The organism is Catenuloplanes atrovinosus, from assembly GCF_031458235.1.
GTDB lineage: Bacteria > Actinomycetota > Actinomycetes > Mycobacteriales > Micromonosporaceae > Catenuloplanes > Catenuloplanes atrovinosus.
The window spans coordinates 5,018,006-5,031,159 of the sequence record NZ_JAVDYB010000001.1; the positions used below are offsets into that span (position 1 = coordinate 5,018,006).

Annotated in this window: 13 protein-coding genes; 1 reads left to right on the forward strand and 12 read right to left on the reverse strand. The window is 73.5% G+C overall.

What is annotated here, in order from left to right; all coding sequences use genetic code 11:
• Positions 1-15: 15 nt before the first annotated feature.
• From J2S41_RS22310 to J2S41_RS22350, 9 genes are all read right to left on the reverse strand, one after another.
• Entirely contained in the window at positions 16-930 is a 915-nt protein-coding gene (locus J2S41_RS22310; RefSeq protein WP_310370139.1) for a hypothetical protein, read from the reverse strand.
• A 141-nt stretch (positions 931-1,071) separates the two neighbouring features.
• Positions 1,072-1,677, reverse strand: coding sequence for a hypothetical protein (locus J2S41_RS22315; protein ID WP_310370140.1), 606 nt, complete (start codon positions 1,675-1,677; stop codon positions 1,072-1,074).
• Positions 1,674-2,294, reverse strand: a complete 621-nt coding sequence (locus tag J2S41_RS22320) for a GNAT family N-acetyltransferase (RefSeq protein WP_310370142.1) — start codon at positions 2,292-2,294, stop codon at positions 1,674-1,676. The genes J2S41_RS22315 and J2S41_RS22320 overlap by 4 nt, the downstream gene beginning before the upstream one ends.
• A 5-nt stretch (positions 2,295-2,299) precedes the next feature.
• Positions 2,300-3,589 (reverse strand): hypothetical protein, encoded by a 1,290-nt coding sequence (locus tag J2S41_RS22325; RefSeq protein WP_310370144.1) that lies wholly within the window; start codon positions 3,587-3,589, stop codon positions 2,300-2,302.
• A 376-nt stretch (positions 3,590-3,965) separates the two neighbouring features.
• A complete protein-coding gene (locus J2S41_RS22330) occupies positions 3,966-4,793 on the reverse strand; it encodes a hypothetical protein (RefSeq protein ID WP_310370146.1) in 828 nt (275 codons plus the stop codon).
• Positions 4,794-4,820: 27 nt separating this feature from the next.
• A complete protein-coding gene (locus J2S41_RS22335) occupies positions 4,821-5,744 on the reverse strand; it encodes a S1 family peptidase (protein WP_310370148.1) in 924 nt (307 codons plus the stop codon).
• Positions 5,745-6,018: 274 nt separating this feature from the next.
• Positions 6,019-6,816: an SAM-dependent methyltransferase gene (locus J2S41_RS22340; protein WP_310370150.1), complete on the reverse strand. Its 798-nt coding sequence runs from the start codon at positions 6,814-6,816 to the stop codon at positions 6,019-6,021.
• A 342-nt stretch (positions 6,817-7,158) separates the two neighbouring features.
• Positions 7,159-7,770, reverse strand: a complete 612-nt coding sequence (locus J2S41_RS22345; protein WP_310370152.1) for a GNAT family N-acetyltransferase — start codon at positions 7,768-7,770, stop codon at positions 7,159-7,161.
• Positions 7,767-9,215: an APC family permease gene (locus J2S41_RS22350; protein ID WP_310370154.1), complete on the reverse strand. Its 1,449-nt coding sequence runs from the start codon at positions 9,213-9,215 to the stop codon at positions 7,767-7,769. The genes J2S41_RS22345 and J2S41_RS22350 overlap by 4 nt, the downstream gene beginning before the upstream one ends.
• Here J2S41_RS22350 and J2S41_RS22355 point away from each other — a divergent pair.
• Positions 9,205-9,336 (forward strand): hypothetical protein, encoded by a 132-nt coding sequence (locus J2S41_RS22355; protein ID WP_310370156.1) that lies wholly within the window; start codon positions 9,205-9,207, stop codon positions 9,334-9,336. The genes J2S41_RS22350 and J2S41_RS22355 overlap by 11 nt on opposite strands.
• Positions 9,337-9,373: 37 nt before the next feature.
• Here J2S41_RS22355 and J2S41_RS22360 read toward each other — a convergent pair whose 3' ends face one another.
• The 3 genes from J2S41_RS22360 to J2S41_RS22370 form a co-directional block, all read right to left on the reverse strand.
• Positions 9,374-10,156 carry a GPP34 family phosphoprotein gene (locus tag J2S41_RS22360; protein WP_310370158.1) on the reverse strand — a complete coding sequence of 261 codons (783 nt, stop codon included), beginning with the start codon at positions 10,154-10,156 and terminating at the stop codon, positions 9,374-9,376.
• A 667-nt stretch (positions 10,157-10,823) separates the two neighbouring features.
• Positions 10,824-11,849, reverse strand: coding sequence for a CPBP family intramembrane glutamic endopeptidase (locus J2S41_RS22365; protein WP_310370160.1), 1,026 nt, complete (start codon positions 11,847-11,849; stop codon positions 10,824-10,826).
• 181 nt (positions 11,850-12,030) lie between these two features.
• Positions 12,031-13,089: an ABC transporter substrate-binding protein gene (locus J2S41_RS22370; RefSeq protein WP_310370162.1), complete on the reverse strand. Its 1,059-nt coding sequence runs from the start codon at positions 13,087-13,089 to the stop codon at positions 12,031-12,033.
• Positions 13,090-13,154: the final 65 nt, after the last annotated feature.

A 13,154-nucleotide genomic window follows, 5' to 3' on the forward strand; every position in this document is an offset into this window, starting at 1 on the left:
CGGGCGGGGGCGGGTTTATGTGGTGAGGAGGGCCAGGTCGATCTCCGCGACGGTGAGCCGGTGATCACTGAGCAGGTTGCTGCTGGGGAAGTCGTCGACGTGGTAGCCGACGGTGGCCGCCAGCGCCGCGGCGCTGTTGGTGGCGAGGATGTCCAGCCGGCGCGGTTCGCGCAGGTCTCCGGCGAACGGCGGGAATCCGGCGGTGGGCCGCCACGGCGCCCGCAGCGCGGGGGCGATGTCGCGCAGCCCGGCATCGATGAGCGCCTGGCCGGCGCTGCGGTCGACCGGGTGCATCCGGCGGCGGTAGAGGGTGCGCCGGCGCGCGCACTGGTCGGCGTACGCCGGCTGCCACGGGCGTGCCTGGAACGGGTCGGGGTCGTAGAAGCGGCCGAACCGGGTGCGGGCGGCCGAGGTGGCGTTGAAGTCGAACCCGAGCCAGGTCGGCAGCCCGGCCAGTCGGGACGCGCCGGCGAACCGGCGCACCATGGACGGTCGGCTCTCACGGTCGAACGGCGGGAAGTGCGCGACCCCTGCCTGCAACCGCACACCGCCGCACTCGAAGGCCACGAACAGCCAGTCATCGCGGTCTCCCGGCCGCGGGACCCGCTTGGACCCCGGCAGCGCCCGGATCCCGGGCCGCCAGAGCACGCCGAGTTTGGACCAGCGGGCGGGGTGGTAGCTGCACGCGGTCACCGAATGCGTGATCCCGCATTCCATCCCGGCCATCCGGGCCAGCGTCCACGTCTGCGTGGCCGTCTCGACCTCGGACTCCCCGGACAGCTCCTGCACCACGAGGATCATCGGCAGGTCCGGCCGGTACCCGCGGATCCGCTCGCCGATGGCCTGGTAGCGGGCGAGTGCCTCCGGAGTGGACTCGCGCCCGAACTCGTACAGGTTCCACGAACCGAACAACAGACGACCGGGTGTCATCACGTGGCGTCTCCTTCACGAACACCGGCCACCGGCATCGGCGCGCCGGCGGCACAACAGGTACGGCGGCCGCCAGGCGGCAACCGTTCGAGGGGTGGGGCCGGTGTGGCGTGGTGCGCCACACCGGTGCGGACATGCCCGTCATCGCTGCGTGCGCGGCTGCGGCCCGGGCGCCGGGCCTGGCCGGATCAGCAGCGGCGGTGAGGCGGTACCGAAGGTGCCGCCGGCCGGCCAGGGCAGCGCGGGCGCGGGCCGCACGCAGCCCGACTGGTGCGCCAGCATCGCGGCGTCGACGAGGTGCCCGAACGCGAGCACGCCGAGCGGCGGGCGCCCCGGCACCGGTACGGCCCCGACACCGGCCAGCACAGACGCCGCGGCCTGCTGCCGCCGGGTGATCTGCCGTACCGCGGCCGCGTCACACCGCCCCGGCCCCGGTACCGGCTCTCCCACGTCGGCGGGCCGACCCGGCACCAGTCGGGCCGCCGCGGGCGGACAGCACGTCGTGACAGCGACGTGGCACACCAGCACCACCACGACCACCGCGCGCAGCACACCCTTCCACGCGGCCTTGGTATGACCCGGGGCCGGCGCACCGTCGTGCGGCTGGCCGGTCCGCTGCCGCACGCCGCCGGCTGCGGCGGGTCCGCGTGCCGCACCGTCCGCAGCCCGGCCGCGGACGCCGGCAGCCGGTATACCGGCCGCGGTCTGGAGCGCGGCCTCGGCGGCGGTGTGGGACGCGCCGATCACCGGACGCACTTCGCACCCGTGGCGGCCGACGGGGAGACCGCCGAAGGAGTGCGGGCCATCGGATGCAGGACCGGGCCACCGCAGGGCAGGCGGATCGGGTCACCGTCGGCGGCGTATCCGGCGTGCCGGTAGAACCCGGTGGTGTCGCCGGTCGCCTCCACGTAGCCGGTCACGGCGTGCTGGTCCAGGTAGGCGTGGTGGTGTGCCAGCAGCGCGGTGCCGATCCCCCCGCCGCGGGCGGTGCCCGCGACGGCGAGCAGCGCCAGGTAGTCGCGGCCGGGCGGGCGCCGGGTCGTCAGGATGTCGTGCAGCAGCGGCAGGTTCGCCAGCGTCCCCTCGCCCCACATGGTCTCCCACTCCTGCGGGTGCGCCGGTGGCAGCGGCTGCCCCGAAGGTGTCCACACCGCGGCGGCCAGCCCGTCGACGACGTCGACGTGGCCGCGCACCAGCGCGTATTCCACGATCGGGCGCACCAAGTAGCCGGCCAGCGCGTCCCGGATGTCGTCGCTGGGCAGTGCCCAGCGCAGGACCGGGCTGTTGCGGTAGGTCAGGGCCAGCAGGCCGGTCACCCAGCCGATGTCGTCCTCGCCGGCGGGCCGCGGCATGTGTCCGCTCATGATTTCTACGCTGTTCCTCTCGCATGGTCGGGGCAGCGGTCGGCCAGCAGCTGCGCGACGATGCCGGCCTCCCGGCTGCCGCTTTCGATGAAAAGCTGGTGGGCGCGCCGCAGCCGGGCGTATTCCAGATCCGGTGCGCCGTCGGCGAGCGCGGCGAGCCGCCACAGCACCAGGGCCTGCCCGTGCGATGACCGGAGACTGGTCATCGCGGTCAGCGCGGCAAACAGCAGCCGCGCGGCGCGTTCGCGTGCGCCGCACGTGACGGCAAGACGCCCCTGCGCGATGAGCAGCAGTCCACGCGTGTACCGGTCCGGCACCGCCGGCAGCGCGCCCAGCAGGGTCCCCGCGGACCGCAACGCCTCCCGGGCCGCCCGATACCTGTCGCACGCATGGTAGGCGTCGGCCAGGCGCAGCTCGGCCAGCCCGGCCCGCCGCCGGTCGCCGAGGGCACGGAAGATGTGGCGCTGGCCGCGCAGCAGGTAGCAGGCGTCGGCGGCCTGGTCCAGGTCGACGGCGACCATCGCCATCGCCTCGGTCGCGGCCGCCCACCCCCACTCGTCGCGGCGGCGGCCGGCGACCTTGCGGGCGGCGCGTAACACCCCCAGCGCCTGCGCCAGCTCGCCGTGGTGGTGCAGGGTCTCGCCGTAGCGCAGCAGCGCCCGGGTGATACGCGCTTCGTCCCCGACCCGCTCGGCGCAGCGCAACGCGGTGGCGTCGGTGGCGACCCGCAGCCCCGGCACCCGCCACAAATGAGTCAGCGGCTCGAGGCAATCGGCTAGCTGCCAGGCCGAAAGCGGCGCACCCTCGGCGAGCGCGGCGACGGCCGCGGCGAGGTTGCGCTGCTCGGCCTCCAGCCAGCCGGCGGCCGCGTCGTAGCTGGGCAGCCGTACCACCCCGGGCGACAACCGGGTGAACCGGATCATGACGTCGGTGCGGTGGTACGGGCTGATCACATGCCCGGCCGCCAGCGCCCCGGCCAGCAGCCACTCCACCAGACGCTGCCACAGCGCCTCCCCATCCCCGGCAGCGTCGGCGATCCGCCGCGCCGGCTCCGCCACCGCCGGATGCACCCGGTACCGGACGCCCACCCCGTGCGCCGGCGTCACCTGCTCGGCGAGGCCGGCGGCCACAAGCCCGTCACCGCACCGCGCGGCGGTCTCGACGGTGCAGCCCAGCACGACAGCGACCGCCTCGACCGCGATGTCCGGGCCTCGGTGCCCGCCCAGCAGCCGGAAACAGCGCACCGTCTCAGGGTCAAGACCCGCCAGTCGCGCCAACGACCCGCTCACCGCCATCCCCACCCACCCGGCCGCGGCGCGAACGCATCAACGGTGTCGACACGGCCGGTCCACCTGACCCGGTCCTCGCCCCCGCACGGCCGGGGCACGGCCGGTATGCCGCGCGCGGCCGGCGCCGTCGTGGGCACCGGGATGGCGATGTCCTTCACCTCGCCGGCGGGCATGGGCGGGGCGAAGCCGGCTGCCGCGGCAGGAGCGCACCGCCGGGCCCGCAGCAACGCGTGCTGACGCCCGTACGCGCCAGGCTCGCCCCCGGCAACGGCCCCGCCCCGGGCGCGCGCACACCGGCTACCGCCGACGGCGGCGCAGCGCGCACGCACCGCCCGCCGTTGCGGTTTGCCCGGGTGGGCCGCGTGCCGGTCGGGTATCGCCGTCAGATGCGGGTGCATGCGCCACCGCCGGTGCCGATCGCCGTGCCCGCGCCGCAGCGGCTGGTACGGGCCTGGCGCGCCGCGGGCAGGGCCTGGCACCAGCCACGCCAGCGGTACAACACCTTCGCCGCGCGGGGATGCTGGAACGACCACAACGGGCACCGCGCCAGGTAGCCGGCGATCATCGTGTCGGTGAGGTCCTGACCGCAGACCTGGTAGTAGCCGGTGACCCGGCGTACGTACCCTCGGTAGGTCGCCGCCGTCGCCGCGGTCAGGTGGCCGTCCTCACGCAGATGCGCAGTCCAGGCATCGATCAGGTTATTCACGTGCGGCGGGATGCGCCGGTGCTCGTCAGCGGCGCTGGTGTCCCATCGGGCGCACACCGCCGCGGAACCCAGCCAGCGGCGGATGTGCGAGGCCGCGCAACTGCGGGTCCGCTCCGCCCGATACCCGGCGAGGAAGTCGGCCACCATCCTCGCGGTGAGTTCCTCCACCGGCACCGGATAGCGCTCGCGGAACCGGCGGACGGTGACGGCGTACCTGCGGATCGACGCCTTGTCCAGCGCCGTGGTGGTGCGTAACTCGTCGATGAACCGTGCGACTTCGCCAGCGCTGCGGCGCGGCGACGTTTCCACGTCCACTTCCTCGCGGTCCTTTCGGTGGGTGCCGTGCGGCGGTGCAGACCTTCCGACGGGTGCGGTGCTGGTCTGCTGCAGTTCCTGCGCTGGAGGGGCGCTGCTCGTGCGCAGCTGTCGGGGATCGGCCTCGAGCTCAGGCAGACGCTGATGACGTGGGGGTTGCGGTGTGCAGGCCCGTGGGCCGGCCTGCACACCGCTTCGCGCCTGCGGGCTGACCGATCAGCAGGTGATGCCGCAGCCCATCCACCGGTACGCCGACGACCCAGGCGCCAGCGTGCGCCCAGGGCGCGGCACGGCGGCGCCGCGGCCGGCGATCGTGTCGTTGATCCAGGTCCGGTAATAGACGGCGCTGGTGTAGACGACCGGGCCGGTACAGCCGGCCGCGGTCTCACGCGACGCGGTACCGGCCAGGTGCCAGATCGTCTTGCTGGTCTTGGTCGGTGTCATCACCGGGCCGCCGGAGTCGCCGTTGCAGGCCGCGACGCCGGGGCGGGCGGGGTCGGCGACGCACACCTCGCCGGCGTCGATGTCGGCCGCCGTGCACGCGGCCGGGTCCACGATGCGCAGGTCCGCCTCGGACATGTACCGCGGCGCTGTCGGATCGGCCGGCGGTGAGGAGGTGTACCCCCAGCCGACGATGCGGGCCTGCTGCCCGGCCGGCGGCGCCGGGGAGTGCCCGACCGGCGGCAGCGCGCTGGGCACGCTCCACACCGGCGTGTTCAGCCACAGCACCGCGATGTCGCCGTGCAGGCCGCCGCCCGGCGTGAGCCAGTCCCAGTCCTGGTGGGCGACGATCTTGGTCACGCCGGTCACCGGATCGCCCGCGAGCCGGTCGATCGCATCCCACTGGATCGTGTACCGGGCCGGGTCCTTGGGCAGGCCGTCCGTGGTGGTCACGCAGTGGGCGTTGGTGATCGCGTGCCGTGGCGTCCACAGGGTGACCGCGCAGGTATGAAACGACGGGTCGGTGCCGCGCTGCACCTGCAGCGACCCGACACCGCGATACACCTGGGTGGCCGGGCGGCCGCCGACGATCAGCGGCTGCGGGTCCTCGGCCGAGGCCGGTGCCGTCGCGGCGGGGCCGAGCAGCAGTACCGCCGCCGCCATCGCGGCCGTCACGAGCAGCCGGGCTGTGTGTCTCAATGCAGATCCTTCCCATCGGTGTCGGCTGCCGCAGACGCGGCAGACGCCCGCCACCGCACGACGCGGCGGCAAGTCAGGTGATGCGGCGGGCCGGCGGCTCACCATTCGCGGCGCCTCGACCGGGGGCGTCCCCGTGCGGCGGCTCTGCCGCCGGATCGTCACCACACGCGGGTAGGCAACGCTGACGGCTCCACCCGCCGCGATCCGCACGCCACGCGCGGCGGGATCAGGCCCGGTGAGCCGGGGCGGGCTGCCGCGCGGGAGCCGGCGCAGGTCATCGCGTGCGTCCGATCGCCGCATACACCCTCGGCACCGCCGCCGGGTGTGCGCGGGCGTCGTGGCCGGGCGTCCAGTCGCGGGCGGCGGTGATCCCCGGGCCCAGCAGGTCAAGGCCTTCCAGGGCCGCGGCGAAGTCGGCGGCGCTGATGCCGGCGTGCGGAAGATGGTGGCGGGTGTGGTGGTGCCAGCGGGCGCGGTCGGTGTCCGGCAGCCCGTCGAGGGTGCCCGCGGTCACGGCGAGCAGGCTGCCCGCGGGCAGCCGTCGGATGTACCGGGCGAGTATCGACGGGGTGTCGGCCCGGCCGGCGAGCCGGTCCACGGCGCCGATGAGCATCAGCCCGACCGGCGCGCGCAGGTCGATCACGTCGCGCAGCGCTGGGTGGTCGAGGACCGTGTCCGGGTTGGTCAGGTCCGCGGTCACCGCGACCGTGGTGCCGTACCCGACCAGACGGGCTCGCAGATGCGCGCTGATCTGCCGGTCGTCATCGACGAACGCCACCCGGGCCCCGGCGCTGATCCGCGCGGTCAGGGCCACGGCGACCTCGGCCGTGCAGATCCCGCCGCCGACGACAACGATCTGGCAGATCCGCTGTTGCGCCAGCTCGCGCAGCGCCCGCCGCCGGAACACGTCCGTTTCCAACTGCGCTTCGACGTACTCGGGCAGGTCGCGGGCGAGCGCGGCCGCCGCCGTGCGTTCGCTTTCGGAGCCGACCGGCAGACCGGCCAGCGCGGCGGCCACGAACGCCGGCCGCGGCGCCAGCGATCCGCCGCCGGGTGCCGCGGACTCAGTCATCGCCGCCCCCCGATACCCGCCAGAGCCCAGGCACCGGCTCCGGCCCGCGGGTGCGGCCCCCGGGGCACGGCCGCGTGCGGCGGACGGCCGCAGCAGGCATGGCCGCCGGGACGGCGGCCGGCGGGTGTCGGCGTGCCGGGCAGGCCACCAGCCGATACCACGGGCGCGGGCCGGTGGCCGGCCGGCACGGCCATGGCCGGGAGCGGAGAGCGTGTCACGAGAGTCCTTCACGATCGGGTGGGCGGATGGCGCGCCGACGTATCGGCGCGGCCGGGGGCGGCGCGCCATCCGGCGGGGTGGGTCCGTCGGCCGGCGCGGCGGCCGGCGGACGGTGGTGGGTGTCTACGTGCGCGGGTCGCGCCACATCGGGTACAGCAGCGGGCCGCCGCGGGTGACGGGGAAGGGGGCGCCGTAGTCGGTGTAGCCGTGGCGGCGGTAGAGGGCGCGGTTGCGGTCGCCGGTCGCTTCCAGGTACGCCGGAACGCCGAGCTGGTCCAGGTGCGCGTGGGTGGCGCCCAGCAGCGCCGACCCGAGCCCGCGCCGCTGCGCGGCCGGCCGCACCGCCAGGAACGCCAGATAGGTGTGTGGCCGGTCGAGCGGGTGATTTAGGGCGATCGCCGCGTCCAGGTCGGCGAAGCGGGGATGGTCCGGCCCGCACACTGCACGCAACCGTGCCGGGTAGCCGTCCGGCTCCGGTGGCGGGCGGCGATCGAGGTGGATCCAGCAGGCGACCGCGTCGTCGCCGATCATGTTCACGTAGCCGTGGGTGAGCAGCGGCTCGGCGAGCATGCCGAGGTAGCCGGGGTAGATCTCGGCGCGGCGGGCGGGGTCGGGCACCAGCCAGGAGGCGAGATCGCCGCCGTGCAGTGCGTCGGCCAGCACGGATGCCACCGCGGGTAAGGCGTCGATCCGGACTCTGCGCACCGGCGGGCCGGACGGTGTCGTGCCGGTCATCGAGGGTCTCCGCCGGTGGCCGGCAGCGGCGTGACCGGGTCGATCCGGGTCGGCACGCTGGAGCCCAGGCCGATCCGGGCGTAGACCGCCGGGCGGCTGCGGCGCAGCACCTCGGCCCACACCACACCGATCGCCCCGGCGGCGAGGAAGGCCGCAGGGAGGAGCCAGCGCACCGGGTCGGCCGCGTCGACGCCGAGAAGGACGTGGAACGTCTGGAGGGTCTCGACGAAGATCCAGGCCATCAGCGCCGAGGCGATCATCGGCGCGATGATGCCCTGCACGACGCTGACCGGCTCGTCGTCCATCGCGTCGGCGGGCTGCGTGCGGCGGCGGGTGCGCCAGCGGGCGAGGTGGAAGGCGGCCACGCTGACGGAGGTGACCGCCATCAGGATCAGCACGCCGAGGCCGGCCAGGCAGGTGATCCAGTAGAACAGGTGGGTCATCGGGTCCCAGCCGGCGATCGCGTAGAGCCCGATACACACCAGGCCGATGACGGACTGGGTGATCGACCCGCCGATCGGGGCGTTGGTGCGCGGGCTGACCTTGGCGAACACGGCCGGGATCACGCCTTCGCGGCCGAGGGCGAAGATGTACCGGGCGAAGGCGTTGTGGAAGGCGAGCCCGGCGGCCAGCAGGCTGGTGACGAACAGCAGCCGGCCGGCGGTGATGACGACGGCGGGGACGAAGGCGGCCGCGAGGGAGAAGATGAGCTCGCTGCCTTCGGCGGTGGCCCGGCCGACGATGTGCTGCGGCCCGGCCGCGACCGACATCGCCCAGGAGCAGAACGCGTAGAGCACGCCGATCAGCCCGAGCGCGATGAACGTCGCGTTGCGGACCGTGCGCCGCGGGTCCTTGGTCTCCTCGGCGAAGACCGCGGCGCCTTCCACCCCGACGAAGCCGGTGTAGCCGACCACGAACGCCACCGCGAAGCTTCCGCTGGTGACGAGCGTGGCGAGGTGGAGTGCGTCGTAGGTGATCACCCCGTCGGCCGGGTGGGTGACCTGCACCGCGGCGAGCACGGCCGCGATGAGGATCTCGCCAGCCAGCAGCACCGCGAGCACCGCGCCGTTGACGTCCACGCGCAACACGCCCATGACCGCGATGACGGCCCAGCAGATGAGCGCGAACACCCACCACGGCGCCGACCAGCCGAACTCGACGTCGAAGAACGTCGCCGCGACGGGCCCGGCGCCGCCGTACAGGCCGACCTGCATGGCGCCGTAGGCGACGACCGCGATGAACGCCCCACCGACGGCCAGATGCCGGCCGAGGCCCTGCCGGATGTAGGCGTAGAACGCACCGGCGTTCGGGATCCGCCGCGACATGTCCAGGAACCCGACGAAGAAGACGGCGAGGACGACCGCGACGGCGAGGTAGGCGACCGGGATGCCGAGCACGCCGGTCACGGCCCACTGCGTGGTCGCGCCGCCGGCGATGACGGTCATCGGCGCGGCCGCGGACATTACGATCGCGACGACGGGCCACGTGCCGAGCCGGGACTGGGCCAGCGTCGCCGCCACGACGCTGCCGGATCCGGATCTGGAAGGCATGACAGAAAACTCCTGACAGTGAAAGGGGGTGGGAAAAAGGGGATGGGCAGCCGTTACCGATGGACCTCGACGGCCTTGCCGATCGCCGCCCTGGTGCACAGATACAGCGCCCGCAGATCAGCAGGTACGGTCTCCAGCACCCGTTGCGCGTGCGCGACGGCGTGCGCCGTGTCGTCGTAGAAGACGTGACTCTGCAGGCCGCACGCCATCACCAGCGCCAGCAAGCCGATGTCCTCGGCGGTGAACGGCTCGTCGGCGCGGCACCGGCGCATCAGCTGCAGCGCCGGCCACGTCAAGAGGATGTTCGCCGGCTCGTACCGCTTCCGCAGCGTGCCGCGCACCACCGCTTTCCGCTCGGTGACCAGCCGGTCGACGGTACGGCGGTAGACGCCGCAGCTTGCGATGAACTCCAGCCACACCAGCGTCGAATGACCGGCCTGCGCTTCGTCGATCAGATACCGGAGGATCTCCGCTTCCAGCGCATCCTCGGGCAAGCCTGCGGCCTCGACCCGTCGTACGACGGTGATCGACTCGCTGCCGATCGCGATGTACTCGCGCAGGTCCCACAGCAAGGCGGCAGCGAGCCCGAGCTCCGCCGTCGCCGCGGAGACCCGGCACACGCCACGCGACTCGTGAAAGGCCCAGAAAAGGTCGTCGACGGTGCGGTGGCCCGGTTTGCGCCGCACCGTCGACGCGGCAGGCTGCCGTGCAGTGACGACGGCGACCGGCACCGTCGGCCCATCGACGGCAGCGGATGCACGGCCGGGAGTGGGACGCACTGCGCCGCTGTGGTGTTGTGGCCCCGCGTAGGCGTGCCGTCCGTATCCGTGCGTCATCTCGTCGCCTCCTCCTGATACTGAGCCGCAAAGTCACCGCTGTCGATGCCCGTGGGGTGGTCGGGCCGCGGCCGGCGCAGAGCGTTACACCGCGGCGGCACGACGGACCTCCTGACGGAAGGCCGTGAACGTGGCCCCGCGCCCGGCGGGCCAGGGCCGCTCCAGGGCACAAGGCCGCAGATGCCGGTCGATAGCCGTAGGCTCCGCACGGGGCGCGACGCAGTCCGGCCGGAAGTCGTTGACTCCGGTGGCGTTGTGCCCGACCTGATACCGCACGCGCACCGCAGCAGCCGACGCCGCCTCGACCGCGCCGGGCCACCACCGATCCTGGAACACCCACACCCGCTGCCCCGGGACGTACGAGGCTGCCGGCGGCACGTCCGACGGTTTCCGGTCCTCCGGACCGGTCGTAGGAACTGGCATCGCGACCTCCGCGCTTGCTGACATAACCTTTTCCGGATCGAGGGCCGCAGCGAAATGCCGCGCCCGTACGTGGCCGGCCCCAGAACCGATCAGTGATCGATCGGGCCGCGGTGACCGGGCGAGCAGACCGGGCCGGGTGGCCTGCGCCGGTGCTGCCGGCGAGGCCTCAACGCCGCGGTCGAAGGCAACGCCGCCAGTGGCAACGGCGCGCCCACCACAACGCGGTTCCCGGTGCCGGGCCCGGTCAGCCGGGTGCGGCGGGACCAGGGGTGGTGGTGTCGCGGGCGGTCTTCCTGGCCACGGTCGCGGCGTAACCGACGACGGTGACGAGCATGGCGGGCAGCCACAGCCAGGAGTCCACGTCCGCGACGCCGATGTCGGGGCCGAACGCGGCCAGCCCCGAGTGCAGGAGCCAGAGGACGCCGCCAGAGATGTTGGTGACCAGGTGCCAGGCGATCGCGGCTTCCAGCCCGCCGCTGTGGACGGTGACCCAGCCCAGCATGACGCCGACGAGGACCAGGGCCACGGCGCCGTGGACGGAATAGTCCGCGTGCAGCAGCGCCCAGACCGCGACCTGAGCGAAGATCGCCTGCCACGGGGAGCGGGTCACCCGCACCGCCTGCAACAGCCACCCCCGCTGGTACTCCTCCGCGATCGTCTGCGCCGCGAGCAACGCGACGATGATCAGCCCGCCGATCAACACGTCCCGCCCCGGCTCCCCGCCGAACGTCTGAGGCGCCGCACCGGACGGCGAGGTGGGCACCGCTGACGGGACCACGAGCCCGTACACGAGGAGGGTGCAGACCACCACACCGACGAACAGGAACTGGAAACCGGTGGCCACCAGCAGCCACCAGCCCAGCCGCGACCAGCGCAGCCGGCCGGCGATCGAACTGACCGTGCCGGCCGGACGGCGCTCGATGCCCCACGCGGCGGCCAGCACCAGCGGGGTACACACCGCGACGCCGAACAGCCGGGCGGCGAAGCCGGACGCCGGGCCGAGGACCGGCAGCTGCCCGCCGGGAAGCTGCGCGGCCGCGAACTCCAGCACCGCGCGCAGCCCTATCCAGACCGTGAAGATCACGATCGTGGCGGCGAGCGTGCGCCGCCACGACACGTGCGCGCTCAGCCGGTGGTACCAGACGACCGCCGCCACCTGCCCGGCGCCGGTATCCGGCGGTGCGGCCGTGCCGGCGGGTGGTGTGCCGGCGTCCGCGGCCGCCACCGTAGCCGCCAACGGCTGGCCGTCGTGGGGTTGATCGATTGTCATGCCTCTTCGATTCCTCACATCGTCGTGGTGGGGGGTGCGAAGGCCGGGGGACGCCCGGACCCTTCATCCGGGCCCGGCCTTCCGCACCCGCTGAGCCGCGGGTGTTCAACACCGCGGCCGTGCCGCCCGTGGGGCGGCGGACGCGGCCCGGGCAGAGCTAGTGCACCGAGCCGCTACAACGTCAGACTCCGCCGGGCCGCTGCGGGAACTGCACCGGCCGCGCCATCGCGAAGTCGATGTACGCGGCCGGGTCGAGGTCGCCGGTGATCAGCCCGCCGCCTTGGAGGATCGACACCGCGCGTGTGGCGCGGTCGGGGTCGATGCCGCCGAGCGTGCCGTCCCCGTTGGTGAACACCTGCGGGACCATGGCCTCGATCTCGCGCTGGGCCACACCGGGCCGATAGTGGTAGGGGTCGGCTTCGATGACCGCCGCGGCCTGGTCCGGGTGGGCCAGCGCGTAGGACAGCGACTTCAGTACCGCGTCGTGGAAGCGCTGCACCAGATCCGGCTGCTCGGTCATGATCCGGGTGGTGGTCGCCCACCCGTTGCCGTACGGGTCCGTCAGGTACTGCTCGAACGGCAACACCACCGCAGGCCCGGCGACGCCGTTGTCCTTGAGGACGCTTGCGGTGCCGTTCACGCCGATCAGCGTGTCCGTGATCGCATCGAGCTTCCCGGCCGCCAGGTTCGGCTTCAGGTCGTCCGGGTTGGAAATATCCTGCCAGTTGACCTTGGATGCGTCGAAGCCGGCGAGTTGCGCGTACAGCGGGAACAGCTCGGAGTTCGCGCTGCCGGGGAACCGGCCGATCGTCTTGCCTTCCAGCGACTTCGGCGACGTGGTGATACCCGCACCCGGCCGGGCCGTGATCGCGGCGATCATCCGCTGATAGACGCAGGCGAAGATCACGAAGTCCGTGTGGCCCCCACCGAACAGGATCGACGCGGCCGTGATGTCGCTGGTCACGAACTGCGCCCGGCCGCTGGCCAGGATCGCCATGTTGTCGCTGGTGCCCTTACCGCCCTGGACCTCCAGGGCGATCCCGGCGTCACGGAAGAAACCCATCCGCTCGCCGAGCAGGAGGTACGCGTCCTGGCCCTGGAGGCCAAACCCGGTCAGCGCGACCACGGGGGTCAGACCACTCGCGCTGGGCGCGGGCGTCGTGCCGTTGGTGGCGCAGCCGGTGACGGCGAGGAGCACCGCGAACGCGGCGCCGAACGCTCGCCGGATCCCGTGAACCATGAATACGACCTTTCGGATATTTCGGGCTGGGTGAGGGCGTGCGGGAACGGCGCGGCGTCCACACA